Origin of the sequence: Bradyrhizobium forestalis (genome assembly GCF_002795245.1) — a bacterium.
GTDB lineage: Bacteria > Pseudomonadota > Alphaproteobacteria > Rhizobiales > Xanthobacteraceae > Bradyrhizobium > Bradyrhizobium forestalis.
In genome coordinates, this window is record NZ_PGVG01000001.1 from 185,194 (window position 1) to 210,605 (window position 25,412).

Sequence of the window (25,412 nt, forward strand, 5' to 3'; positions counted from 1 at the left end):
CATTGTCTTGCGGAAAACCCCATGACCCCCGTCTCCATCCTGCTCAACATCCTCTGGATCCTCATCGGCGGCGCCTGGATGGCGTTCGGCTGGCTGATCGCCGCGATCATCATGGCCATCACGATCATCGGCCTGCCCTGGGCGCGGGCGGCGTTCAACATCGCCGTCTACACGCTGCTGCCGTTCGGCTCGAGGGCGGTCAGCCGCTACGAGGTCACCGGTGTCGAGGATATCGGCACCGGCCCGCTGGGCGTCGTCGGCAACATCATCTGGTTCGTGCTCGCCGGCTGGTGGCTGGCGCTCGGCCACCTCGTGACCGCGCTGGTGCTCGCGATCACCATCATCGGCATCCCCTTCGCCTGGGCCCATCTGAAGCTCGCGGGCATCGCGCTCTGGCCGATCGGCAAGGTGATCGTGCCGGCGTAGGGTGTGCTGCCCCTCAACGTAGCCGCCGGCGGCAGTAGCTCGTAGGATGGGTAGAGCGAAAGCGAAACCCATCGAACCGTCCGCCGATGACGAAGCATGATGGGTCGCAAAGGCTCAACCCACCGGTCCGAAGCGGAAACTGAGCAGTGCAGCGCACGCGATCGCGCGGGCTACTTCTTTTTTGGTGTCAACCAGTCCTCGTCTTCCAGGGACGGTGCATGTTTCTGCTGTTCCAGGATTTTTCTGTACTCCTCCGGGATCACCTCGCTGCGAGATGCTTCTTGCAGCGTGTGTGGGAACCAGGTCGCAATGCCGGGGAAAGCAATCATCAGGCCAACGCAGATCACCTGCAGTACCATGAACTGGAACATGCCAGCGTAGATCGTTGCGAGACTCCAGCCCTTGACCACCTGCTTGAGATAGTACGCTGACATGGCGACGGGCGGCGACAGGAAGGCGGTCTGCAGCACCACCGCAACCAACGCTCCGAACCATATGAGGTCGATGCCCATGCCTTTCACGACGGGATAGAAGATCGGCAGAAACACCAGGATGATGGCCGGCCACTCGAACGGCCACCCCAGCAGGAAAACGAGAAAGAGCACGACAATCAGCATGAGGCTCGGCGGCAGCTGCAGGCCGAGCATCGTCTCGGTGATCCAGTTCGCCGAGCCGAGGCGGGCGAACACCGCACCGAAAATGTTCGACGTGACCGCCAGCAGCAGGACCATGCTCGACGTCGCCATCGTCGAGGTCATGGCGCGCTGCAGTCCGCTGAACGAGAACCTGCCATATGCGATGGCGAGGATCAGCGCACCGACGCTGCCGATGCCCGCGGCCTCCGTCGGCGTCGCAAGCCCGCCGATGATCGAGCCGAGCGTCGCCGTGATGAGCCCGAGCAGCGGCAGCGTGCCGACGACCACCTCGCGCGCAATGTATACAGCGGAGTGGATCCGCTCATCCTTTGGCACTGGCGGCCCGAGCTTGGGATTGATGAACGAGCGGCCCATCAGATAGGCGATGTAGATGCCGGCCAGCAGAAAACCCGGTCCGAAGGCTGCAGCATAGAGATCGGCGACCGAAACGCCGAGCACCGGCCCCATCACGATCAGCATGACAGACGGGGGAATGAGAATACCGAGCGTGCCGCCCGCCGTGATGGTGCCCGCTGAAAGCTTGGCATCATAGCCCGCCTTCGTCATGATCGGCGAGGCCATGATGCCAAGAACGGTGACCGCTGCGCCGACGATGCCTGTCGCCATCGCGAACACGGTCGAGGTCAGGATGACGACGAGGAAGAGCGCGCCGCGCACCGGCGCAAGCAGCATGCGGAACGCCGTAAAAAGGCGCTCCATGAGACCCGCCTGCTCGGTGATGAAGCCCATGAAGATGAACAGCGGCACGGCGGCGAGGAGTTCTTCCTTCATCATGCCGATGGTCTGGAAGTATCCGAGCTCGAAGACCGTCCCGCCCATGCCCCAGTAGCCGAACGAGAAGGCGAGAAACAGCAACGTGAACGAGATCGGCACACCGATGAAGATCGCGCCAAGCAGCACCAGCAGCATGATGAGGCCGATGAGCGCTTCTGCGGTCATATCTCGACCTTCTCCTTGTGCTCCAGTTCGACGCCGGTGCGCGCCATGTAGATGCTCTTGATCAACTCGGACACGCCCTGGACCAGCAGCAGGAGGCAGGCGAGCGGCACGACGAATTTGAACGGCCACAGCACGGGCCGCCAGGGTGTCTGGTCCGAAGTCTCGTTGATCAGCCAGGCGTAGTAGAATTCGTTCCAGCTGATCAGGAACAGCATGATCAGGCTCGGGAAGAAGAAGACGACATAGGAGATCGTATCGATCCAGCCCTTCCTGCGGATCGAGAACTTCTCCCAGAAGAAGTCGGTACGGATATGAGCACCCTTGTGCAGTGCGTAAGCGGCGCCAAGCATGAACAGCGTGCCGTACAGCATGTAGGTTGCGTCGTAGGCCCATATGGTCGGCGCGTTGAACAGGTAACGCGCTCCAACCTCGTAGGCGACGGCGAGAACCAGCGGCACCGAGAGCCACGAGATGATCGTTCCGGTCCTGTCCGTGAAGCCGTCGATCATCCTGATGATGGCCAGTAGCGCCGGCGGCTGCCGGCCCGTTATCTCAGCCATGCCTCGCCCCTTTCGCCGATCGTTCGTGCGGCGCAAAGCAGGCCGCCTGCGTGCGAATCGAGGGCGGCCAAATCGGCCGCCCTCGGAGGAAGTGCTATTTCTCGGTCGGGAAGTAGTAGTTCGCCATGAAGGAGTATGGCGGGAAATAGGACCTCTTGTACGGCACCACAGCGCTGGCATAGGCCTTCTGCGAGTCGTGCACCTTCTTGAAGAACGGGTTCCTGGCGCCCTCGGCCGCCGCGATCTCGTCCCACTTCTTGATGAAGGCCAGCAGGATCTCCGTCGGCGTGCGCAGGATCTGTACGCCGTGCTTCTGCTGCATCTCGATCAGCGCATCGGCGTTCTGGCGCTGCCACTTGGTCCACCAGACGAGGAACGTCTCGTTGGCCGCCGACTTGATGATCTCCTGATGTTGCGGGCTGAGCTCCTTCCACACATCGCCGTTGATGACGATCTCGCCGATCGTCACGTTCTCATGCAAGCCGGGCGAATAGTGATACTTCCAGACGTTGTGGAAGCCGAGCTGCAGATCCTCGATGCCGCCGACCCATTCTGCGCAATCGATCACGCCGCGTTGCGCGGAGGGAATGATTTCTCCGCCCGGCATGTTGACCACCGTGAAGCCGAGCGCCTGCCACACTTCGCCGGCCATTCCGGTCTGGCGGCATTTCATGCCCTTCATGTCCTCGACCGTCTGAATCGGCTTCTTGAACCAGCCGAACGCCTGCGGTCCCGCAGGCAGGATCGGAAACACGACGAGGTTGAGCTTGAGCTCCTTCTGATAAAACTCGTTGTAAAGCTCGAGGCCGCCGCCGTGATAGAGCCAACCCATCACGTCCATGAAGTCCATGCCGAAGGTGCCGCCGGGACCGCCGGTGAACAGGATTGCGGCCTTGTTCTTGCCGGTCCAGTAGCCCGCCCACGCATGCGCTCCGTCGAGCACCCTCTTGTGGGTTGCGTCCAGCACCTCGAACGCCGGCACGACCTGGCCGGCGGGCATCGCCTCGATCTTCAGCGCGCCGGCTGACAGCTTGTTCACCCGGTCGGCGAAATAGGTGAAGTTGTCATAGAGCGTGAGCGACGCCGGCCATGTGGCCTGCATCTTCAACACCTTCGTCTGCGCCATGACTGTTGTGGTGGATACGACAAACGCCGAAGCGATCAGGGCAACGGCGACCAACCCCAGAAACAAGCGTTTCATGAGCCATCTCCTCCCTTGGACAACGTGACCGCGGCGAACTATTCTCTTCGTTGTTCTTGGTCGCCAAGTCTTCGAGCCACGTCTGCCACCATTCTGCCACCATCGCCGCAAGTTGTCATCTTGCTTTCTGGCCGCAGCAAGCGCTGGCATTGGACATGGTCGAGACGTCAGTCCTTGGCCGGCACGCTTGACAATGGTTCTTGTAAAAGAAGGCAACGATTGGGTCATAGCCCATCATCACTCGTCATTGCGTCCACCGCCCAAGCAGTGAAGTTCGGCTCTTAGCCGAACCACGCTGATGCTATTGTGGCGTCGCTATGGGCGAAGGATTCGGACGCTGGTCCATACATCAAATAGAATCCAAGCATGTCTGCCCGCATCAAAGAATTGCTGGAGAAGCGTGAACAAATCCGCGCGAGGCGACGCCGCCGGAGGCTCGAGAGGACAAGGACTTCAGCTCCGGCGGCGGGGCGCCCTTCTCCTCGAGCATCCCCAGCGCTAGCGCCGCCTCCACCCGTACACTCGGATCCTTATCACCCGCTAGCTGTCGGAGCGGGAGGAGGGCTTGTTCGATACCCGGGAATGCCGGACCGAGGCGACCGAGGTGCCAGGCCGCCAAGCTGCGGACGAAGGCAAGCTCGTTGCCCAACTCCGCGATCAGGACGGGGACCGACTCTCCACCTGACGGCGCGACCCGGGCGAGGCCCGCCGCCGCCCAGACGCGCACGAACCCGACCGGGTCCTGGAGGGCCGCGGCGAGGGCGGATCCAGCCTCGATTGCCGCGGGGCCAATCTCGCCCAGGGCATATGCGCCGAGGCGGCGCTGGAGCGGATCGCTGCTCGAAAGCTCCGCCATCCAGTCTGCGATGGAAGTTCCTAGGTAAGCGACCTGCGCGCTCATGGTCCGACCCTACTCGAGGCCCCACGGCCGAGGCGACGGTCCAGGTTGAACGCGGCGCTGATCAGCCCGATGTGAGTGAATGCCTGCGGGAAGTTGCCCAGCGCTTCGCCACGCGGACCCGTCTCCTCGGCGTACAGGCCGAGGTGGTTGGCGTAAGTCAGCATCTTCTCGAAGATGAAGCGGGCCTCCTCGGCGCGGCCCGCCCGGGCCAGCGCTTCCACCAGCCAGAACGTACACATGTTGAACGTCCCCTCGCTCCCGGTCAGGCCGTCGCCGGCTCCTCTGCCGATCTCGTAGCGGTGCACGAGGCTGTCGGAGACCAGCTCCGCCATGGTCCGATCCAGCGTTCCGCGCATGCGGGGGTCGGTCGGCGACACAAAGAAGACGAGCGGCATGATCAGGTTGGACGCATCCACCGCGTCGGTGGCGAAGTGCTGCACGAAAGTCTGCCGATCCGTGTTCCAGCCGCGCGTCATGATGGCCTCATAGATGCGGTCTCGCTCTGCGGCCAGGCGGGCGCGATCCAGCGGCAGGCTCCGCTTCTGCGCAAGGCGGATCGCTCGGTCCAGCGCCACCCAGCACTGCACCTTGGAGTAGACGAACTGCTGCTGTCCACCGCGTACCTCCCAGATGCCATCGTCGGCTCGCTCCCAGTTGTTCGCCACCCAGTCGAGCATCTTGCGCAGGTGGCACCAGAAGTCATAGGCGGTCGGCGTCCCGTACTTGTCGTACAGGTAGACGGCGTCCATCAGCTCGCCATAGATGTCCAGCTGCAGCTGCTCGGCAGCGGCGTTGCCGACTCGCACCGGACGCGAGCCGCGGTAGCCATCGAGGTGGCCGAGAACCTCCTCGGGCAGCTCGTGCCCGCCGTCGATGCGATACATAGTTTGCAACGGGTCGCCCCGGGCGCCCTCGACGGCCCGCTGCTCCAACCAAGCCATGAACTGCTCTGCCTCCGACGTCAGCCCCAGGCGCAGGAAGGCGTAATTGGTGAAAGCGGCGTCGCGCACCCAGGTATAGCGATAGTCCCAGTTGCGCACCCCGCCGATCTCTTCCGGCAGCCCGCAGGTCGGCGCCGCCACGATCGCGCCCGTCGGCGCGAACGTTAGCAGTTTCAACACCAGCGCCGAGCGGTGGACCATCTCGCGCCAGCGACCTGAATAATTGCACTTCCTCAGCCACTGCCGCCAAAACGCTAGGGTCTGCGTCAGCGCCTCCGTGCCGACCAGCCGCGCCTCGAGCAGCGCGCCGTCATGAAGGCTGTCATGGCCGTTCTCCTCCACCTGGCGGAGGATGAACGTGGTCGTCTCGCCGGGGTTGAGGACGAACTCGGCAGCGACGCCGTCGCCCTGCCGACCAAGCGGGAAGCGGCTGACCAGCGAGACCTTCATGCCTTGCGCCTCGAAGATCGCTCCCCGACCCTCCAGGACGACCCGGTGAGGCCGGCGGGTGAAGTCGAATGCCGGCCGGCAGTCGAGGCGGAAGCGGACCGACCCGCGCACCGCCCGCACCACCCGGACGATCTGGTGGATCTTTCTGATCTCGCGCGGGCCTTGGACGGGCATGAAGTCCACGACCTCACCGACGCCCTGGTCGCTAAGAAAGCGCGTCACCAGGACGTTGCTGTCAGGCATGTACATCTGTTTGTGCTGCGCCTCGTGGAGACTGGCGATGCGGAATGAGCCCCCTTTCTGGTCATCGAGGATCGCCGCGAAGACGCTTGGCGAGTCAAAGTGCGGCAGGCAGCACCAGTCGATGGACCCGTCGATGCCGACCAGGGCAACGGTGTGCAGGTCGCCGATGACGCCGTAGGACTCGATCGGCTTGTAGCCCATGATCTCGTCTCCTCCGCTCGCCCGACGCTGATCGAGCCCCAGGATGGGCGTATCGTCAATGCCTGAGGCGGCGAAAACAGACGCCGGATATTCAACTTTCTTACCCGCAACCTCGCTCCCGCGGTCCCTCGCCAGGGGCCAGAGTGGGAGGGACGCGGCCAGGCGATGCTGCGCACACCTTGCCTCGCGTTGCCCGACGGGCAAAACACGCCAAATGCAGGTCAAGGGGCGGGAGTGTAAAATATTCTGATTGACCGAATTTTCTATTTCGGGTAAACCGCAATCCATCCCGGCCCGTCAAAGGGACGTTTCGCGATCGTCACGATACGTAGGCCGGGATGCGATGGACGCGGCAGCGCCGGCGCGTGACGGGATGGCAGGGCGGGCTGAGGTCCGTGAGCCGTCACGATCCGCGGAACGACACGGCGCGGTCACAGCGTTCCTTTTCGGCATTGGGGCGAGCACGCGCGAGCTTCCGACTGTCCGGGGAGGGACGTCCGCGGACGGCAAAAGCGTGTGGTCCTGACGCCCGGGGTCTGTGCGTCAAGGCTTGCGGTGGTGAAGCGACCCAACCGGGTGCGCGCATCAGTCATCCGCAAGGCGACGGGGGCAATAGTGCATCGCTCCCCGGGGAGAGCGCGCCATAAGCCGTAACACCATTGCGCAGGGAAGGCCGGGATGTTCTGGCATCACCTGTGGTCACCCCGCGTGCGTTTCTCGCGTGCGGACCCTGGGTGCCAGCCGGCGCCCGGCCTTCTCTGCGCCCTTGCTTCCTGATGAGGGCGAAACGGACGGCAAAACTTCGGGCGCCTGCGCCGCGAGACCGCGAAGACATGTCTCTCGACAAGACTGGCTATATTCTCGTGCCCCGGACGCAGCGCAGCGCGCCGCGTCTTCGCGGCGTGGTGTGCTGCAGAGCCGGGGCCCAGCGAGCGGCTCCTGGATCCCGGCTCTCTGCGCAGCAACGCATAAGGGCGTTGCAGCGCGTCCGGGACACGAACGCCGCCGGCGGTGTGCACCGCTCCAACTTCGTCTTGCACTGCGGCAGAAAAATATCGCACACTCCTTCGGACCAGGCCGCCAAGGACGCGAGCAGGGGAGCGAGCCATGTCCCTCCAGACCGTACCACCCGACGCCACTGAGCATCGCCCCAACCGCCCTGAGGATGTCCAGGCGATGGAGGCCGACGCGCGGCTGCGGGATGACATCCGCCTGCTTGGGCGCATTCTGGGCGACACGGTGCGCGACCAGGAAGGCGCCGAATTGTTCGACTTGGTCGAGCGCATCCGCCAGACCTCGATCCGATTCCACCGCGACGAGGACCGGCTCGCCCGTCGCGAGCTCGAGCAGATCCTCGACAGCATGTCGATCTCGGAGACGGTGCGGATTGTCCGTGCCTTCAGTTATTTCTCCCACCTCGCCAACATCGCCGAGGACCAGAACAACATCCGTCAGATGCGCGCCCGCGGCGCCGCCAAAGGCGGCGGCTCCGGCGTGCTGGCGGAGACGCTCGCCCACGCCAAGGCGGCCGGCATCGGCCCCGACCAGCTCCGCAACTTCTTCAAGACCGCACTGGTCAGCCCGGTGCTGACCGCGCACCCGACCGAGGTCCGCCGCAAGAGCACCATGGACCGCGAGATGGAGATTTCAGCCCTGCTCGACCGCCGCGAGCGCGTCGCGCTGACCGCGGAGGAGGCGGATGCCAGCGACGAGCAGCTCCGCCGCGAGGTGCTGACGCTGTGGCAGACCAATCTGCTGCGCCGGACCAAGCTCACCGTGCTCGACGAGGTCGCCAACGGCCTGGCGTTCTACGACTACACCTTCCTGCGCGAGGTGCCGCGGCTCATCAACGCGCTGGAGGACCGGCTGGAGGAGGGCGGCGAGCAGGCCGCCAGCGAGCTCGCCTCGTTCCTGCGCATGGGCAGCTGGATCGGCGGCGACCGCGACGGCAATCCCTTCGTCACTGCCGACGTGATGCGCGGCACGCTGCGGCTGCAGTCAAGCCGGGTGATGCAGTTCTATCTCAACGAGCTGCACGTGCTCGGCTCGGAGCTGTCGATCGCGGCCCACCTCGCCGACGTCTCCGAGGAGCTGCGCACTTTGGCGGAGCGTTCCCCGGATACCTCGCCGCACCGGAGCGGCGAGCCTTATCGTCTGGCCGTATCAGGCATCTATGCGCGTCTGACCGCGACGGCCGAAAAGCTCGAGGTCGAGATCACGCGCCGGCCGGTCGGCAAGGCGGCGCCCTATGAAAGCGTCAAGGAGCTGCTGGCCGATCTCGACGTGCTGCACCGCTCGCTGATCTCCAACAACGCCCGCGTCATCGCCCGCGGCCGGCTGCGGCTGCTGCGCCGCGCGGTGGACTGCTTCGGCTTCCACCTGGCCCGGCTCGACATCCGCCAGAACTCGGCGGTGCACGAACGCACCATTGCCGAATTGATGGATGCCGCCAATCCCGGCATGTCCTATCTCGCCCTCGGCGAGGACGCGCGCATCTCGCTGCTGACCAACGAATTGCGCTCGACGCGCGCGCTGGTGTCGCCCTTCGTCAAATACAGCGACGAGACCATGGGCGAGCTCAACGTGTTCCATGCCGCCGCGGAAGCGCATGCGAGGTTCGGCTCGGACGCCATTCCCCAATGCATCATCTCGATGTGCAAGGGCATGTCCGACATGCTCGAGGTCGCCGTGCTCTTGAAGGAGGTCGGCCTCGTCCATCCCTCCGGCCGCAGCGCCATCAACATCGTGCCGCTGTTCGAGACCATCGAGGATTTGCAGGCCTCATCCGGCATCATGGATCGCATGCTGTCGCTGCACGATTATCGTCGCCTCGTCGACAGCCGCGGCAGCGTGCAGGAGGCCATGCTCGGTTACTCCGACAGCAACAAGGACGGCGGCTTCGTCACCTCGGGCTGGGAGCTCTACAAGGCCGAGATCGGCCTCGTCGAGGTGTTCGAGCGGCACCACGTGCGGCTGCGCCTGTTCCACGGCCGCGGCGGCTCGGTCGGCCGCGGCGGCGGGCCGAGCTATGACGCCATCATCGCGCAGCCCGGCGGCGCCGTGAACGGCCAGATCCGCATCACCGAGCAGGGCGAGATCATCTCGTCGAAATATTCCAATGCCGAGGTCGGCCGCAACAATCTAGAGATCCTCGCCGCGGCAACGCTGGAAGCGAGTCTCCTGCATCCGCGCCAGAGCGCGCCGCGCCGCGAATATCTGGTCGCGATGGATGAATTGTCGAACCTCGCGTTCAAGGCCTATCGCGGCCTCGTCTACGAGACCGAGGGGTTCGTCGATTATTTCTGGGCCTCGACCGTCATCAACGAGATTGCCACGCTGAACATCGGCAGCCGTCCGGCCTCGCGCAAGAAGACCCGCGCGATCGAGGATCTCCGCGCCATTCCCTGGGTGTTCTCCTGGGCGCAATGCCGCCTGATGCTGCCGGGCTGGTACGGTTTTGGCAGCGCGGTCGAGCAGTGGATCGCGGAGCATCCGCAACAGGGCATGCCGTTCCTGAAAGAGCTCTACAAGGAATGGCCGTTCTTCCGCATGCTGCTGTCGAACATGGACATGGTGCTCGCGAAAAGCTCGATCGCGATCGCTTCGCGCTATGCCGAGCTGGTGCCGGACGAAGCCTTGCGCGAAAAGATCTTTGGCCGCATCCGCCGCGAATGGCATTCCTGCATCGAGACGCTGCTCGACATCATGGGCCAGGACCGGCTGCTGCAGGGCAACCCGCTGCTGGAGCGCTCCGTGCGGCACCGCTTCCCCTATCTCGATCCGCTCAATCACGTGCAGGTCGAGCTCTTGAGGGAGCACCGCGCGCAGAACCCGGACGAGCAGGTGCTGCGCGGCATTCAGCTGACGATCAACGGGATTTCGGCGGGGTTGAGGAATACGGGGTAATCTCCGACCAGTCATTCCGGGGCGCGCGAAGCGCGAACTCAGGTGCGCAATTGCGCACCTGAGAATCTCGAGATTCCGGGTCTGGTCCTTCTGGACCAGCCCGGAATGACGGTGCCTGTTTCAACAGAAATGCGCCCCTTGCGTCTCCACATAGACCGCATAGAGCGACTGGCTCGCGGTCATGAACAAGCGGTTGCGCTTCTTGCCGCCGAAGCAGACATTGGCGCAGGTCTCCGGCAGCAGGATCTGGCCGATGCGCGCGCCGTCGTTCGGTGCGAACACCTGCACGCCGTCGTAGCCCGGTCCGACCCAGCCGGCGCCGACCCAGATGTTGCCTTCGGTGTCGACGCGCAGACCGTCGGGGAAGCCCGACTTGCCCTCGAGCTTCATGTCGATCAGCTTCTTCGGGTTGGACAGCTTTGCTCCGTCGATATCGTAGGACCACACCACGTTCTCGGCCTGCGGATAATGCGTGATGCCGGTGTCGCAGACATAGAGCTTCTTGTAGTCGTGGCTGAAGGCGAGGCCGTTCGGCTTGAACGGCTCGTCGGCGACCTTTGCGACTTGCCCGGTCTGCGTGTCCAAACGATAGACGGCTTCCTTCTGATGGGGCTGCAGCGAGCCGGTATTGGCCAGCTTGCCCTCGTAGATGCTGATCGCGCCGTAGCCGGGATCGGTGAACCAGATCGCCTTGTCGTTGGGGTGCACCACCATGTCGTTCGGGCCGTTGAGCGGCTTGCCACCCGCCTGCTCGGCCAGCGTCGTCACCGCACCGTCATGCTCGTAGCGGACGAGGCGCGTGCGCTCGGCGCTGATCTGGCGTCCCTCGGTGTCGAATGAATTGCCGTTGGCTTCGTTGGACGGCTTGTGGAACTGCTCGGAGATGTGGCCGTCATCGTCGAGATAGCGCAGCTGCCGGTTGGCCGGGATGTCGCTCCAGACGAGATATTGTCCCTGCGCATTCCACGCCGGCCCTTCGGCCCAGAGGCAGCCGGTATAGAGCCGCTTGATCGCGGTGTTGCCGACCTTGGCCTTGAAGCGCTTGGGATCGATGACGACGATGTCGGGGTCGGGATAGCGCTGCGGCTCGGCATTGGCGCCGAAGTCGCGGGCGTCGGCTTGTGAGGCGAGGACGGTGGACGCGGCGAGCACCGCTGCGCCTTTGAGGACATCGCGGCGGCCGAGCCCGCTGCTTGCAGTCGTGTCGTCGGGGTTGGTCAGTATTCTTGTCATGGTTTCCTCCCAAAGTATCGTTGGGAGGACACCATTCGCCCGCATTCAGGCGTAAACCGGGGCGATCTCCGATGGAGACAATCGAAGATCGCAGGGCAGGGATGCCGGAAATGCGGCTAGACGGGATCCCAGGTGAAGATGTCGGCGGAGCGGTCGAGCTTGTAGAACGAGCCCTTCAGCGCCGGCATGCCGTGTTCCGCGATCGACTGCGGCGTCCAGCCTTCGCTCCGCTGCACCGAGCGGATCGGGCGGTTCTGGCTGAACAGGAAGATCTCGTTCATGCGCACGCCAAAGATCTGGCCGGTGACGTCCTTGGCGGAATCGCCGAGCAGATAGCCGCAGAGCGGGGCGATCTTCTCCGGTCCCATCTGCTTGATCTTCTCGACGCGCGCCTTCTCGGCCTCGGTCTCGGTCGGGATGGTGCCGATCATGCGCGTCCAGGCGAACGGCGAGACACAGTTCGAGCGGACGTTGAAGCGGCCCATGTCGAGCGCAATCGACTTCGACAGCCCGACGATCCCGAGCTTGGCCGCGGCGTAGTTGGCTTGTCCAAAATTGCCGATCAGGCCCGAGGTCGAGGTGAAGTGCACGAACGAGCCCGACTCCTGCTCGCGGAAGATCCGCGCCGCGGCGTGGCTGACGTAGAACGAGCCCATCAGGTGCACCTTGATGACGGCTTCGAACGCTTCCACGCTCATCTTGTGGAAGATCATGTCGCGCAAAATGCCGGCATTGTTGACGACGCCGTCGAGCCGGCCGAAATGATCGGTCGCGGTCTTCACGATCTTGCTGGCGGGGATCGCTTCGGCGACCGACTCGAAATTGGCCACGGCCGTGCCGCCGCGCTTCTTGATCTCCTCGACCACTTCCTCGGCAGGCGCCGCATTCGAGCCGGCGCCGTCGGCAGCCCCGCCGGGATCGTTGACGACGACCTTGGCGCCTTCGGCCGCGCACAGCAGCGCAATCTCGCGCCCGATGCCACGGCCTGCGCCGGTGACGATGATGACCTTGTCTTGCAGTGATTTGCTCATGTGGGTTCTCCGCTATGCGTTCCAAATTCCGCTGTCATTCCGGGGCGGAGCGAAGCGACGAGCCCGGAATCCATCGCGCTACCGTGGTTGCGGTCCAATGGATTCCGGGTTCGCGCTGCGCGCGCCCCGGAATGACAGCCGTTACCTCTCGTTCGTAAACACGATCGTGCCACTCGCCGCGAACATGCCGCCGACGCCGTGGCACACCGAAATCTTCGCGTTCGGCACCTGCGCCGGCGCGATCCCGCGCATCTGGCGCACGCTCTCCTGGAGCGCGTACATGCCGTACATGCCCGAATGCATGTAGCTCAATCCGCCGCCATTGGTGTTGAGCGGCAGCTTGCCGCCGGGGCGGGTGTTGCCATCCGCGATGAACTTGCCGGTCTCCTCATACGGCATGAAGCCGAGATCGCCGAGGCCGAACAGCGGCAGATGCGCAAAGGCATCATAGATCATCAGGTGATCGACATCCTTGTGTGCGATGCCGGCTTCCTTGAAAGCCAGCGGCCCCGCGGTCTTGAACGCGCGCGAGGAGTTGAACGTCTCCATCTGGCTGACCATCGGCGTCTCGACGCTCTCGCCGGTGCCCATGATGTAGACCGGCTTGCGTGGAAAGTCCTTGGCGCGGTCCGCCGAGGTCAGGATCAGCGCGCCGCCGCCGTCGGTGACGAGGCAGCACTGCAGCAGCCGGAACGGATAGGCGATCATGCGCGAGTTGAGGACGTCGGCGACCGTGATCGGGTCCTTCATCATCGCGCGCGGATTCTTCGCCGCCCATTCGCGCTGCACCACCGCCACTGAAGCAAGCTGCTCATGCGTGATGCCATAGGTCTTCATGAAACGCAGCACGGGGATCGGGAACATGCTGGGCGGGCCGTAGACGCCATAGGGCGCCTCGAACTGGCCGTTGAGGCTGTCGGCGGGGATCGAGCGCGGCAATTTGCCGATCATCGACTTGCCGCTCTCGGCATGGGTGATCAGCACGGTCTTGCACAGGCCGGCTTCGATCGCCGCCGCCGCGTGGCGGACGTGCAGCATGAAGGAGCAGCCGCCGACCGAGGTGCCGTCCACCCAGGTCGGCTTGATGCCGAGATAGTGGCAGACCTGCTGCGGCGTTTCGACCGCGGTGGCAAAGCCGTCGATGTCGGACAGTTTTAGCCCGGCATCGGCAATGGCGTTGAGCGCCGCATCCGCGTGCAGCTGGAGCTGCGAGGCGTTGGGGATGATTCCGAGCTCGGTGGTCTCGGCCGCGCCGACGACGGCAACCTGGTTCTTGCGCATGACTTACCCCTTCGCCGGACGGAACACGGGGAGGGTGATCTTGTCGTCGAGTTTCTCAAAGGCGACCTCGAGCTTCATGTCGAGCTCGAGCGCCTCCGGCGTCTGCGGGCAGTCGATGATGTTGCTCATCATCCGCGGTCCCTCGTCGAGCTCGACCACCGCGATGGCGTAAGGCGGCGTGAAGCCCGGCGCGGCGGGCCGGTGGTTGATCACGTAGCTGTAGAGAAAGCCCTTGCCGCTCGCCTTGAAGATGCTGACCTTGCGCGAGGCGCAGGACGGGCAGAACGGGCGCGGCGGGAAGTAGACATGCGCGCAAGCGTCGCAGCGCTGCAGGCGCAATTCGCCCGCTTTGGTGCCGTCCCAGAAGTGCTGGGTCTCCGGCGTCGGTTTCGGTCGCGCGCGCTGCGGTTCGGCCATATTGGCGGCTCCTCCCAAGAGACAGGCTTCACGCCCGCCTGTTTCGATTGTGATGCGACAATCGACCATCGTGCGTCAACGGTCCAGCAATGCGCATGCATGCCATCATGCGCACAATGCTTGTGTCGAGGTGAGGCAGCGCTATAGATTGCGCGCGCCAATATTCCGTGAGACAGACATGCCCGATTTCCCGACACTGGCGAAGCTCGCCGACGACCTCGACAGCGGCCGCACCACCTCCCGCAAGCTGGTCGAGGCCTGCATCGCCAGGATCGCCGATCCCGCCGGCGAGGGCCAACGCACCTTCATCCACGTCGACAAGGATGCGGCGCTGACGACCGCCGACGCCATGGATGCCCTGCGCAAGGTCAAGGCGGCGCCGTCGCGCTATGCCGGCATTCCGATCTCGATCAAGGACCTCTTCGACATCAAGGGGCAGACGACGCGCGCCGGCTCCCGGGCGCTCGACGATTCCGATCCGGCCGAGCACGATGCGGCGGCGGTCGCGCGGCTGCGCCAGGCCGGCTTTGTGCTGATCGGGCGCACCAACATGACCGAGTTCGCCTATTCCGGTATCGGCATCAATCCGCATTACGGCACGCCGAAGGGCGCCTGGAACCGGGCCGTGGGCCACGTGCCCGGCGGCTCGTCCTCGGGTGCCGCAGTGTCCGTGCTCGACGGCATGGCGCATGGCGCGCTCGGCACCGACACCGGCGGCTCCTGCCGGATTCCTGCGGCCTATAACGGCATCGTCGGCTACAAGCCGACGCAGCGCCGCGTACCGCTGGACGGCTCGGTGCCGCTGTCCTTCTCGCTCGACAGCATCGGGCCTCTGGCGCGATCGGTCAGTTGCTGTGCCATACTCGATGCGGTGCTCGCTGACGAGCCCATCGTCGCGCTGAAGCCGCGCCCGGTGAAAGGCATGCGGCTCGCGGTGCCCACCACGATCGCGCTCGACGACCTCGACACAGAGGTCTCCGAGACCTTCGAGCGCGCGCTGAAGACGCTGGCCGACCACGGTGCCATCATCGAGCGGATCGAGATGGCCGAATTCCACGACATCGGCCCGATGAACGCGAAGGGCGGCTTCGCCGCCTCCGAAAGCTACGCCTGGCACCGCTATCTCATCACGGCCAAGGGCGATGTCTACGATCCCAGGGTCGCCGTGCGCATCATGCGCGGCGAGGCGCAGAGCGCGGCCGACTACATCGACCTTCTCAACGAGCGCCGCTCGCTGATCGCCCGCGTTAACGCACGCATCGCGCCCTATGACGCCCTGGTGCTGCCGACCGCCGCCAACACGCCGCCGAAGATCGCCGATCTCGCCGACGACAAGGCCTTTACCACTCAGAACCTGCGCGCGTTGCGCAATTGCACCCTGATCAACATGATCGACGGCTGCGCCATCTCACTGCCCTGCCATCGCGAGGGCGACGTCCCGGTCGGCCTGATGCTGGCGGGCGCGGGCGGCTCGGACCACCGTATCCTTGAACTTGCTGCCGGCATGGAGGCCGTCATTCGTGTTTGACCTCACTTTCACCGTCGATGCCCAGGACACCACCACGCCGCTGACGCTGGCGATCGACCAGATGGTCATCGCCGGCTGGACCGGCCGCGACACGGTCGCGCGCGACAAGCACATCGCCGAGCTGGAGGAGATGGGCATCGCCCGGCCGGCCTCGACACCGATCTACTACCGGGCCTCGGCGCGACGGCTGACCCAGGAAGACCGCATCGAGTGCACCGGCGGCGACTCCAGCGGCGAGGTCGAGTTCGTGCTGATCGGGTGGCAGGGCCGCATCTTCGTCGGCTGCGGCTCCGACCACACCGACCGCAAGGTCGAGGCCTACGGCGTCACGGTCTCCAAGCAGATGTGCGACAAGCCGATCGCCTCGACGCTGTGGGAGCTCGAGGACGTCATCGGCCATTGGGACAGGATGATCCTGCGTTCCTATGCCACGATCAAGGGCGAGCGCGTGCTCTATCAGGAAGGCACGCTGGATGCGATGCTGCCGGTCGCCGATCTCATCGCGCGCGGTTTTCCGGGTGGAAAGCTGCCCGACGGCTGCGCCATGTTCGGCGGTACCTTCGCCGCGAAGGGCGGCATCCGCCCCGCCGATCGATTCGAGTTCGAGCTGGAAGACCCCGTGCTGAAGCGGACGATCAGGCACGGCTACGACGTGGTGACGCTGCCGGTGAGGGGCTAGTTCCAGCACGGAAATCGGGTGGTTGTAGCAGCTGCGATCTGCGACACCCACCTCCGTCATTCCGGGGCGCGACGAAGTCGCGAGCCCGGAATCCATTCCTCCGCCGACTATGCGGCGCGATGGATTCCGGGCTCGCGCCCAAGAGGCGCGCCCCGGAATGACGGATGTGGATAGGATGATCGCCATGGTCGTTGCCAAACGTGTTGCCGAACCTGACTCTGGAACCGACCTGACCGACCATGTCGATGCCCTCGACTGGACGGACATCACCGCCGAGCTCGACGCCCAGGGTTGCGCCGTCCTCAAGGGCCTGCTCACGCCCGATCAATGCCGCGCCATCGCCGCGCTCTACCCGGACGATGCGCACTTCCGCAGCCGCATCGTCATGGGCCGTCACGGCTTTGGCCGCGGTGAATACAAGTACTTCTCTTACCCGCTCCCCGACTTGATCGCGCAATTGCGCCCGGCGCTCTATGCGCACCTTCAGGGCGTTGCCAACCGCTGGAACGAGGCGATGGGGATCGATATCCGCTATCCCGCAGCGCATGCCGCGTTCCTGAAGCGCTGCCACGAGGCGGGGCAGGCGCGGCCGACGCCGCTGCTGCTGCAATACGAAGCCGGCGACTTCAACTGCCTGCACCAGGACCTCTATGGCGAGCACGTGTTCCCGCTCCAGGTCGCGATCCTCTTGTCCGAGCCCAGCCGCGATTTCACCGGCGGCGAGTTCGTGCTGACCGAGCAGCGCCCGCGCATGCAGTCCCGCGCCGAGGTGGTGCCGCTGGCGCAGGGCGATGCGGTCGCCTTTGCCGTGCACCACCGTCCGGTGCAGGGGACACGCGGGACCTACCGCGTTAACATGCGCCATGGCGTCAGCCGGATCAGGTCCGGGCAGCGCCACACGCTGGGTGTGATCTTCCATGATGCCAAATGAGCGCTGCGATTGACGGGTGATTTGTTCGACACCGTTGCCGAGGCACAGCCATCGCGCGAAAAAATCGCCGACGGTGCCGTGCTGCTGCGCGGCTTCGTCAAGCCGATCGAGGGCGAGCTGATCGAAGCGGTGCGCGCCATCGTGGCGCAATCGCCGTTCCGCCGCATGACCACGCCCGGCGGCTACCAGATGTCGGTGGCGATGACCAATTGCGGCGAGCGCGGCTGGATCACCGACCACACCGGCTATCGCTATGATCCCATTGATCCGCGCACCGGTGCGCCATGGCCGGCGATGCCGCTGGTGTTCCAGGATCTCGCCCGCCGCGCAGCGGAGCAGGGCGGTTTTGCCGGCTTTTCGCCCGACGCCTGCCTCGTCAATCGTTATGAGCCAGGCACGCGGCTGTCGCTGCATCAGGACAAGGACGAGCTGGATTATTCCGCGCCGATCGTCTCGGTCTCGCTCGGCCTGCCCGCGACCTTCCTGTTCGGCGGCCTGGCACGCAGCGACAAGCCGCGCCGCTTCCGGCTCATCCATGGCGACGTCGTGGTCTGGGGCGGGCCGAGCAGGCTCGCCTATCACGGCGTGGCACCGCTCGCCGATGGCGAGCATGCGCTGCTGGGAAGGAAGCGGATCAATTTGACGTTTCGCAGGACGCGGTGATCTCACTCCTCATCCTGAGGAGCTTGCGAAGCAAGCGTCTCGAAGGATGAAGGCCGAGCTGCAGCAGCGGGGCCTCTATGGTTCGAGACGGTGCTTCGCGCCTCCTCACCATGAGGGTCAGGGTTTGGGGGGATGAATGAACGCCCACGGGCTGACCTCGGAGTCGCGCGTCACTTCCACCGAGATCAGATACGGCCCGCCATGCGCGAGTGCCCTCTCCATCGCCGCCTTGAACTGATCCGGCGCAGTGACGCGTGCGGCGGCAACGCCAAAGGAATCCGCGAGCTTGACGAAATCCGGATTGACCAGGTCTGACGCCACCACGCGGCCGTCGAAACGTTCACGCTGGTCGCGGCGGACATTGCCATAGGCGTTGTTGTTGAACACCAGCGTCACCACGCCGATGTTGAACTGAACGGCGGTGGACAGCTCCTGCACGCCGAACATGAAGCCGCCGTCGCCGGTGATGGCGACCACCGGCTTGTCGGGATTGGCGACCTTGGCACCAAGCGCAGTCGGAAAGCCCGAGCCGAGCGTGCCCTGATAACCTGACGTGATGAAGGTGCGCGGCTGGTAGACCGGAAAGCCGTACCAGGAGGCGAAGCCGACCTGCGACAGTTCATCGGTGACGATCGCGTTGTGCGGCAGCACTTCGCGCAGGATGTTCAGATACGCCATCTGCGGCTGGATGCGCTGGATCTCGGCTTGCGCTGACGCCGTGGCCTCGCGGATGTCTCCGCGTCGGCTGCGGCTCTTGGCATAACCGGCCTTCTTCACGGCTGCGAGGAGATCGGCCGAGCCGGCCTTGGCATCGGCGACGATAGCGGTGTCGGAGGCGAGCCGGCGCATCTCGGCCGGATCGATGTCGATCCGGATGGATTTCAATCCGCTTGGTTGATATGGCCAGCGGAATCCCGACGCCGGCAGTTCTGCGCGTGTGCCGATCGCGATCATCAGATCAGTCTTCGGCCACAGTCTGTAGGCCGCAGCCATGGTGAGGCCGAGCTCATGCGCGTTGGAGACGATGCCGCGGCCGCTGCGGAAGGCGACCACCGGCGCATCGATCATCTCGGCGAGCTCGAGGATGTCCTCGCGCGCGTCGATCGCGCCGCTGCCGACAAAGATCATTGGCGCCTTGCTGGCCTTGATGAGCGCGGCCGCCTGCTTGATCATATCAGGATCCGGCTGCGGCGCGGGCAGCGGCTCCAGCACCTGGGCAGCTGCCGTATCCGCGCGCTGCGTGAAGACGTCCCACGGCATCTCGACCGAGGCGGGGCCGCGCCGTCCCGACATCATCTCCTGGAACGCGCGCGCCACGACCGTCGGCGCGTTGCCGGGATATTCGATCCGCTCGGCCCATTTCACATAGGTGCGCAGGGTCGCAAGCTGATCCGGCATCTCGTGCAGATGACCGCGGCCCTTGCCCAAAAATGGCGTCGGCACCTGGCCGGTGACGCACAGCACCGGCTCGTTGCAGCCATAGGCGGTGAGCAGCGCCGCGCTGGCGTTGAGCACGCCGGGGCCGGGCACCACGCTGAACACGCCGGGCCGGCCGCTGGCGCGCGCATAGCCGAACGCCATGTAGCCGCAGGCCTGCTCGTGCCGCGCGCCGATCACCTTGAGCTGCGCCTGATGAAACGCGTCGAACAGGCCGTAGACTTGCGCGCCGGGCAGTCCGAACACGGTGTCGACACCGTGGGCGACAAGCCCGCTTACGATCGCTTCGCCGCCGGTGAGGGTGGTCATTTGGCTATTCCACTTCGCTTGTTGTTCAGGCTTCGTCGACCACGCCGTTGCGCAAGCGTCCGATCCCCTCGGCCTCGACCTCGACGACGTCGCCGGGCTTCAGGTATCGCGGCGGATCGAACCGCGCACCCGCGCCGGTCGGCGTGCCCGTGACGATGATATCGCCGGGGACGAGGGTTGCGAAGGTCGAGATATAGTTCACGAGATAGCGGAACGAAAACATCAGCCGGCTGGTGCGATCGTCCTGCCTGAGCTCGCCGTTGACATGCGTGGTGAGACGGATGTCCGCAATCTGCGATTCCGATGTGTAGGGCACGAGCCACGGGCCAAGGCTGCCGCTGGAGTCGAAGTTCTTGCCCTGGGTGACGTTGAACTTGGCATGACGCAGCCAGTCGCGCACCGAGCCTTCGTTGCACAGCGTCAGCGCGGCGACGTGATCGAGCGCGGCGCTCTCGGGGATGTGTCGGCCCTGCTTGCCGATCACCAGCACGATCTCGCCCTCATAGTCGAGCTGCGCGGACGCGCGCGGGCGCACCAGCGGCGTGTCGTGCCCGACGAAGGAGCGCGGCGAGCGCATGAACATGCTCGGATATTTCGGCGCGTCCTGGCCGTCCTTGTACTCGGCGTTGCGGTCGGGATAGTTCACGCCGATGCAGATGATCTTTTCCGGCGCGGGCACCGGCGGCAGCCAGGTGATCTCAGTGAGCGCGTGATCCGGCGCGCGGCCGGCGGCTTCCTCGGCAAGGCTGATGAGCTTTCCAGCCGCGATCACCTCGCGCAGCGTCGGATAGTCCTTGGCGTAACGCGCTGAGAGATCGACGAGGCCGCCGTCGACGACGGCGCCGTACTTGGTCGCATCCTTGACGGAATAAGTGGCGAGGCGAGGGAGGGGCATCAATCCGCAACCAGCACGTCGGCGACGAATTTCGGCTCACGCACGGCTTGGCCCGTGAACGGCGAGCCCTGCTCGAACCAGGAGCGTGGCGCAGGCGCGCCCCACAGCGTCTGGCGGCGGGGATCGCGCAGCGACCAGCGCAGTGGCTCGTGATCGTGATCCCCCGTGAAATAATCGCTGGTGTAGAGCTCGAGGCGGTGTCCGTCGGGATCCCTGACATAGAGGAAGAACGCGTTCGAGATGCCGTGGCGTCCGGGGCCGCGCTCGATGTTCTTCACAAAACCTTGCGAGGCCATGACGTCGCAGAGATGGATGATGTTCATCGCTGTCGGCGTCCAGTAGGCGAAATGGTGCAGGCGCGGGCCCTTGCCGTTGGTGATGGCGAAATCGTGCACATTGCCCTTGCGGTGCATCCAGGCAGCCGCAATGCGGCCGTTCGGTCCGTCCTCTTCGGCGTACTCAGTGAGGCGGAAGCCGAGCCGCGCATAGAAATCGACCGTGTCCTGCACCTCGGCGGCGAAGACGTTGAAATGGTCGAGCCGCTGCGGATGGCAGCCGCGATAGAGATCGTAGCGGCGCAAGAGATGCAGCCGGCGGTCCATCGTCGCATAGAGCTCGATCTGGAAGCCGAAGGGGTCGGTGAATTGCAGCGTGCGGCCCTGGAACGGCTGGTCGACGAAGGCGTAAGCGAGACCGTTTTCGGAGAGGAACGCCGCGGCCTTGTCGAGATCTCTGTCGTTGCCGACCTTGAAGCCCAGCCGCGCGCAGGCCGGCGCGGCTGCCTTGCGCAGCACCAGCGAGTGGTGCTGGCGTTCTTCCGCCGCGCGAAGGTAAACGACCTTGTCGTCGGCGTCCTCGACATGCAGGCCGACGGTAGTCTCGTAGAACTCGCGGCTGAGCTTGAGGTCGGTGACGTCGAGCACGACATGGCTCGAACGAATGATGTTGAACGGCGGCTCGAAGACGTGTTGCGGTACGGGCATTAGCGTTTCCCCTCGATTTTGTCATTCCGGGGCGGCTCGTAGAGCCGGGCCCGGAATCCATCGCGCAGCAGTGTTGGTGGATGAATGGATTCCGGGCTCGCGACTTCGTCGCGCCCCGGAATGACTCAAACTCCCAGTCTCTGAATCCTATGCGTGCCCCGCGCCAGCGAGACGTGCTTGGTTTCCATGTAGAAGTCGAACGAGTAATCGCCGCCATCGCGGCCGATGCCGCTTGCTTTCATGCCGCCGAACGGTGTCGGCAGATGGCGGACGTTCTCCGAGTTCAGCCAGATCATGCCGGCCTCCAGCGCGTCGGCGACGCGGAGCGCGCGGCCCACATCGTTGGTCCAGACATAGCCGGTGAGGCCATAGCGGATGTCATTGGCGATCTCGATCGCATCGGCCTCGTCGCGGAACGGTAGCACCGTGAGGAACGGGCCGAACACCTCCTCCTGTGCCACCCGCATCTTGCCATGCGCGCCGGTCACCAGCGTCGGCTCGACATAATGCCCGCCGCCCGGGCCGTCATGGGCCTTGCCGCCGACCGCGATGGTCGCGCCATCCTGCCGTGCCACGTCGAAATAGGAGCAGACCTTTGCCAGGTGGCGTTCGTGGATCAGCGGCCCGATCTCGGTGGCGGGATCGAGGGGATGGCCGACCTTCAGCGCCTTCACGCGCGCCGTCAGCTTCTCGATGAACTTGTCCGCGATGCTCTGCTGGATCAGCAGGCGGCTGGACGAGGTGCAGCGCTCGCCGTTGAGCGAGTAGATCATGAACACGACCGCATCGAGCGCGCGGTCGAGATCGGCGTCGTCGAACACGATCACGGGGTTCTTGCCGCCGAGCTCGAAATGCACGCGCTTCAAGGTCGGCGCGCCCTGAACCATGATCGCCGACCCCGTCGCGCTTTCACCGACGAAGCCGATCGCCTTGATCGCGGGATGCTCGGTCAGCGCCTTGCCGGCCTCTTCGCCAAAACCGTGGACGGTGTTGAGCACGCCGTCGGGCACGCCGGCTTCCTTCACGAGCCTTCCCAGAATGCTCGCTGTCACCGGCGACCACTCGGCCGGCTTGTGCACGACGGTGCAGCCGGCGGCAAGCGCCGGGGCGATCTTCCAGGTCGAGAGCATGAACGGCGTGTTCCATGGCGTGATCACGCCGACCGGGCCGATCGGCACCCGCGTCGAGACGTTCCAGTGCTCGTCGCTCGGCGTGTTGAGGCCGTCGCGCGCCTCGGCGCATTTGTCGGCGAAGAAGCGGAAATTCTCGGCGGCGCGGATCGCGGCCTTGGCCATGAAGCGATAGGCCTGTCCAGTGTCGATGCATTCGAGCACCGCGATGTCCTCGGCATTGTCCTCGATCGCATCGGCCACCCGATGCAGCAGCTTGCGCCGCATCGCCGGCCCCATCTGGCGCCAGGACTTGAAGGCGAGCGCAGCCGCCGTGGCTGCGCGGTCGATGTCCTCGGCATTGCCGCGGGCGACGCTCGCGAGCACAGCGCCGTCCACCGGCGATTTTGTCTCGAAGGTCGCACCGGAGATCGAGGCGACGGTCTTGCCGTCGATGAAATGGCCGATGCCGTCGGCCTGCAGCTTCTTCAGCAGCGGCGCGACGCGGTCGCGGTTGGCCTGGAACACATCGGCTTTCGGGGTGGGCTTATCCATGGGCGGCCTCCGCTTTCAGGGCGTCGTGGATGTTGTTGCGCTTCCAGCTCACGTCCTTGTCGTTGATCTGCATGTCGAACGACAGGGCGAACTTGCTGGCGGCGAAGACGGGGTCGAGATACTTCGAGAGTACCTGGAAGACGTGCTCGCCGGCCTTCTGGCGCGTCTTGAGATCGCGGCCCTCGCCGATGCGCAGCACCATGTCCAGAAACCCGTAGTCCTGCCGCGCGTCCGCGATGGCATAGTGCTCGCACTTGACAGCGCGAACGCGGATGCCGCCGAGCGGGAAGATGCCGGTTTCGACCGCCGCCTTGCGTACGACCTCGCAGACCGCGGCGATGTCTAAGCGGCCGTCGAGATTGGCCGAATACTCGATCGTGAAATGCGGCATCGCGGTTTCACTCCCTGTCTTTCTTGTTCGCCTAAGCGAAGTAGCAGCTCACCGAGCCGTAGGCGCCATAGTCGGCTTGAATTGTGTCGCCCTTGCGAGTCTCGATCGGACGGATGAAGGAGCCGGCGAGCACGACCTGGCCGGGCTCGAGCGCTAGCCCGAGCGGGGCGATCTTGTTGGCGAGCCAGGCCACGGCTGTGGCGGGATGGTTGAGCACGCCGGCGGCAAGACCTGTCTCTTCCAACTGGCCGTTCTTGAAACACAGCGCGCCGATCCAGCGCAGGTCAGCATCGAGGGGACGGATCGGGCGGCCGCCGAGCACGATGCCGGCATTCGCCGCATTGTCGGCGATGGTATCGAAGATCTTTCGCGTCGCTTTCGTTCTGGGATCGACGCGCTCGATTCGCGTATCCAAAATCTCCAGCGCCGGCACCACGAAGTCGGTGGCGTTGAGCACGTCGAATAACGTGCAGTCGGGGCCTGCGAGGCGCTTACTCATGACGAAGGCGAGCTCGGCTTCGACCCGCGTCGCGATGAAGCGCTCGGTCGGAATGATTCCGCCGTCGGCGAAGAACATGTCGTCGAGCAGCACGCCGGAATCCGGCTCGTCGATGTTGAGCGCGCTCTGCATCGCCTTCGAAGTCAGGCCGATCTTGTGGCCACGAACGATGCGCCCCTCGGCGATTTTGGCGTCGACCCAGGCCTTCTGAATCGCGTAGGCATCGGCGATGCTGATCTCGGGGAAATCCTGCGAGAGCTGCCGGATCTGCGTGCGGGTCTTCTCCGCCTGGTGCAGACGCCTCGCGCAAGCCTGGATATCGTCGTTGGAAAGCGCCATTCGTCATCTTACAAATCGTGGTGCTCGGAGATACTTAACATGTTAAGTGAATGCGTCAAACACAATGTTGGTTTGTTGCACTGCAAACATTTTGCGGCTTGAAAGGCGTCATGACGAAGAAACCTGCCGATCCCGCCAACGGAAGCGCGCCTGCCGCGCGCCAGGTGCCGATGCGCGACTTCTCGCGCTCGCTGCCGATGTCGCTGCTGCGGGCCCGCGAAGCCGTGATGCGGCAGTTCCGTCCCTCGCTGCGCGAGCACGGCCTCACCGAGCAGCAATGGCGTATCCTGCGGGCACTGGCAGCCATCGAGGCGGTCGAGGTCACGGAACTCGCGCGCACCGCGTTCCTGCTCGGGCCGAGCCTGTCGCGCATCCTGCGCGATCTCGAGGCCCGCAACCTGATCGAGCGCAAGACCGCGAAAGCGGATCAGCGCCGCAGCATGGTCTCGATCTCGAAAGAGGGCGTGAAGCTGATGGCCTCGGTGGCGCCGACGTCGGAGGCGATCTACGCCCAGATCACCAGCCGCTTCGGCGCACGCAAGCTCGCCGAATTGCAGGAGATGCTGGGTGAGCTCGAACAGAGCCTTGCCGGGCTCGGAAGCGCGGATGATACACGCGCGGAGGGGTGAACCCAGATATGCGTGCGTGCGCGGCGAGAGCCATGGACATTCACGCTTTTTTTCGCTCAAAGTGCGGCCAACCCGATCC

The 25,412-nt window shown here is 64.8% G+C and carries 23 protein-coding genes; 8 read left to right on the forward strand and 15 right to left on the reverse strand.

Annotated elements, in window-relative coordinates; all coding sequences use genetic code 11:
* The first annotated feature begins 21 nt into the window (after positions 1 to 21).
* Entirely contained in the window at positions 22 to 426 is a 405-nt protein-coding gene (locus CVM73_RS00835; RefSeq protein ID WP_100230129.1) for a YccF domain-containing protein, read from the forward strand.
* A 170-nt stretch (positions 427 to 596) separates the two neighbouring features.
* On the opposite strand, the gene CVM73_RS00840 is transcribed toward CVM73_RS00835, so the two are convergent.
* The 3 genes from CVM73_RS00840 to CVM73_RS00850 all read right to left on the reverse strand — a co-directional run bounded on the left by CVM73_RS00840 (position 597) and on the right by CVM73_RS00850 (position 3,782).
* The gene (locus CVM73_RS00840; protein WP_100230130.1) at positions 597 to 2,021 is read right to left on the reverse strand and encodes a TRAP transporter large permease; all 1,425 of its coding nucleotides are present in this window, start codon (positions 2,019 to 2,021) and stop codon (positions 597 to 599) included.
* Entirely contained in the window at positions 2,018 to 2,581 is a 564-nt protein-coding gene (locus tag CVM73_RS00845; RefSeq protein ID WP_100230131.1) for a TRAP transporter small permease subunit, read from the reverse strand. The genes CVM73_RS00840 and CVM73_RS00845 overlap by 4 nt, the downstream gene beginning before the upstream one ends.
* A gap of 94 nt (positions 2,582 to 2,675) precedes the next feature.
* On the reverse strand, positions 2,676 to 3,782 hold the full coding sequence (locus tag CVM73_RS00850; RefSeq protein WP_158237530.1) for a TRAP transporter substrate-binding protein: 1,107 nt from the start codon (positions 3,780 to 3,782) through the stop codon (positions 2,676 to 2,678).
* A gap of 112 nt (positions 3,783 to 3,894) precedes the next feature.
* On the opposite strand from CVM73_RS00850, the gene CVM73_RS41710 reads away from it, so the two are divergent.
* Complete coding sequence (locus CVM73_RS41710; RefSeq protein ID WP_146006554.1) at positions 3,895 to 4,053, forward strand: nuclear transport factor 2 family protein; 159 nt, start codon at positions 3,895 to 3,897, stop codon at positions 4,051 to 4,053.
* Between the two features lie 108 nt (positions 4,054 to 4,161).
* On the opposite strand, the gene CVM73_RS00860 is transcribed toward CVM73_RS41710, so the two are convergent.
* The gene (locus CVM73_RS00860; RefSeq protein WP_100230134.1) at positions 4,162 to 4,683 is read right to left on the reverse strand and encodes a HEAT repeat domain-containing protein; all 522 of its coding nucleotides are present in this window, start codon (positions 4,681 to 4,683) and stop codon (positions 4,162 to 4,164) included.
* Positions 4,680 to 6,518, reverse strand: coding sequence for a glycoside hydrolase family 15 protein (locus tag CVM73_RS00865; protein ID WP_100230135.1), 1,839 nt, complete (start codon positions 6,516 to 6,518; stop codon positions 4,680 to 4,682). The genes CVM73_RS00860 and CVM73_RS00865 overlap by 4 nt, the downstream gene beginning before the upstream one ends.
* Positions 6,519 to 7,694: 1,176 nt before the next feature.
* Here CVM73_RS00865 and ppc point away from each other — a divergent pair.
* Positions 7,695 to 10,424 (forward strand): phosphoenolpyruvate carboxylase, encoded by a 2,730-nt coding sequence (gene ppc / locus CVM73_RS00875; protein WP_430641283.1) that lies wholly within the window; start codon positions 7,695 to 7,697, stop codon positions 10,422 to 10,424.
* A 120-nt stretch (positions 10,425 to 10,544) separates the two neighbouring features.
* Here ppc and CVM73_RS00880 read toward each other — a convergent pair whose 3' ends face one another.
* From CVM73_RS00880 to CVM73_RS00895, 4 genes are all read right to left on the reverse strand, one after another.
* Positions 10,545 to 11,657, reverse strand: coding sequence for an SMP-30/gluconolactonase/LRE family protein (locus CVM73_RS00880; protein WP_100230138.1), 1,113 nt, complete (start codon positions 11,655 to 11,657; stop codon positions 10,545 to 10,547).
* A gap of 116 nt (positions 11,658 to 11,773) precedes the next feature.
* A complete protein-coding gene (locus CVM73_RS00885) occupies positions 11,774 to 12,688 on the reverse strand; it encodes an SDR family NAD(P)-dependent oxidoreductase (RefSeq protein WP_027571291.1) in 915 nt (304 codons plus the stop codon).
* A 141-nt stretch (positions 12,689 to 12,829) separates the two neighbouring features.
* Entirely contained in the window at positions 12,830 to 13,969 is a 1,140-nt protein-coding gene (locus tag CVM73_RS00890; RefSeq protein WP_100230139.1) for a thiolase C-terminal domain-containing protein, read from the reverse strand.
* A 3-nt stretch (positions 13,970 to 13,972) separates the two neighbouring features.
* On the reverse strand, positions 13,973 to 14,386 hold the full coding sequence (locus tag CVM73_RS00895) for a Zn-ribbon domain-containing OB-fold protein (RefSeq protein ID WP_100230140.1): 414 nt from the start codon (positions 14,384 to 14,386) through the stop codon (positions 13,973 to 13,975).
* Positions 14,387 to 14,564: 178 nt separating this feature from the next.
* Between CVM73_RS00895 and CVM73_RS00900 the strand changes: the two genes are divergently transcribed.
* The 4 genes from CVM73_RS00900 to alkB all read left to right on the forward strand — a co-directional run bounded on the left by CVM73_RS00900 (position 14,565) and on the right by alkB (position 18,187).
* On the forward strand, positions 14,565 to 15,914 hold the full coding sequence (locus CVM73_RS00900; RefSeq protein WP_100230141.1) for an amidase: 1,350 nt from the start codon (positions 14,565 to 14,567) through the stop codon (positions 15,912 to 15,914).
* Positions 15,907 to 16,593 (forward strand): DUF2848 domain-containing protein, encoded by a 687-nt coding sequence (locus tag CVM73_RS00905; protein ID WP_100230142.1) that lies wholly within the window; start codon positions 15,907 to 15,909, stop codon positions 16,591 to 16,593. The genes CVM73_RS00900 and CVM73_RS00905 overlap by 8 nt, the downstream gene beginning before the upstream one ends.
* Before the next feature lie 184 nt (positions 16,594 to 16,777).
* Complete coding sequence (locus CVM73_RS00910; protein WP_100230382.1) at positions 16,778 to 17,524, forward strand: 2OG-Fe(II) oxygenase; 747 nt, start codon at positions 16,778 to 16,780, stop codon at positions 17,522 to 17,524.
* A 9-nt stretch (positions 17,525 to 17,533) separates the two neighbouring features.
* Positions 17,534 to 18,187: a DNA oxidative demethylase AlkB gene (gene alkB, locus CVM73_RS00915; RefSeq protein ID WP_100230143.1), complete on the forward strand. Its 654-nt coding sequence runs from the start codon at positions 17,534 to 17,536 to the stop codon at positions 18,185 to 18,187.
* 117 nt (positions 18,188 to 18,304) lie between these two features.
* On the opposite strand, the gene CVM73_RS00920 is transcribed toward alkB, so the two are convergent.
* From CVM73_RS00920 to hpaH, 6 genes are all read right to left on the reverse strand, one after another.
* Complete coding sequence (locus CVM73_RS00920) at positions 18,305 to 19,933, reverse strand: thiamine pyrophosphate-dependent enzyme (protein WP_100230144.1); 1,629 nt, start codon at positions 19,931 to 19,933, stop codon at positions 18,305 to 18,307.
* A 25-nt stretch (positions 19,934 to 19,958) separates the two neighbouring features.
* A complete protein-coding gene (locus CVM73_RS00925) occupies positions 19,959 to 20,828 on the reverse strand; it encodes a fumarylacetoacetate hydrolase family protein (protein WP_100230145.1) in 870 nt (289 codons plus the stop codon).
* Positions 20,828 to 21,811, reverse strand: coding sequence for a 3,4-dihydroxyphenylacetate 2,3-dioxygenase (gene hpaD / locus CVM73_RS00930; protein WP_100230146.1), 984 nt, complete (start codon positions 21,809 to 21,811; stop codon positions 20,828 to 20,830). The genes CVM73_RS00925 and hpaD overlap by 1 nt, the downstream gene beginning before the upstream one ends.
* A 125-nt stretch (positions 21,812 to 21,936) precedes the next feature.
* A complete protein-coding gene (gene hpaE, locus CVM73_RS00935) occupies positions 21,937 to 23,475 on the reverse strand; it encodes a 5-carboxymethyl-2-hydroxymuconate semialdehyde dehydrogenase (RefSeq protein WP_100230147.1) in 1,539 nt (512 codons plus the stop codon).
* On the reverse strand, positions 23,468 to 23,866 hold the full coding sequence (locus tag CVM73_RS00940) for a 5-carboxymethyl-2-hydroxymuconate Delta-isomerase (RefSeq protein ID WP_100230148.1): 399 nt from the start codon (positions 23,864 to 23,866) through the stop codon (positions 23,468 to 23,470). Before CVM73_RS00940 ends, hpaE begins: the two co-directional genes overlap by 8 nt.
* Positions 23,867 to 23,897: 31 nt before the next feature.
* Positions 23,898 to 24,704, reverse strand: a complete 807-nt coding sequence (gene hpaH / locus CVM73_RS00945; RefSeq protein ID WP_100230149.1) for a 2-oxo-hept-4-ene-1,7-dioate hydratase — start codon at positions 24,702 to 24,704, stop codon at positions 23,898 to 23,900.
* A gap of 110 nt (positions 24,705 to 24,814) precedes the next feature.
* On the opposite strand from hpaH, the gene hpaR reads away from it, so the two are divergent.
* Positions 24,815 to 25,333, forward strand: a complete 519-nt coding sequence (hpaR, locus tag CVM73_RS00950) for a homoprotocatechuate degradation operon regulator HpaR (RefSeq protein WP_100230150.1) — start codon at positions 24,815 to 24,817, stop codon at positions 25,331 to 25,333.
* Positions 25,334 to 25,412 lie beyond the last annotated feature (79 nt).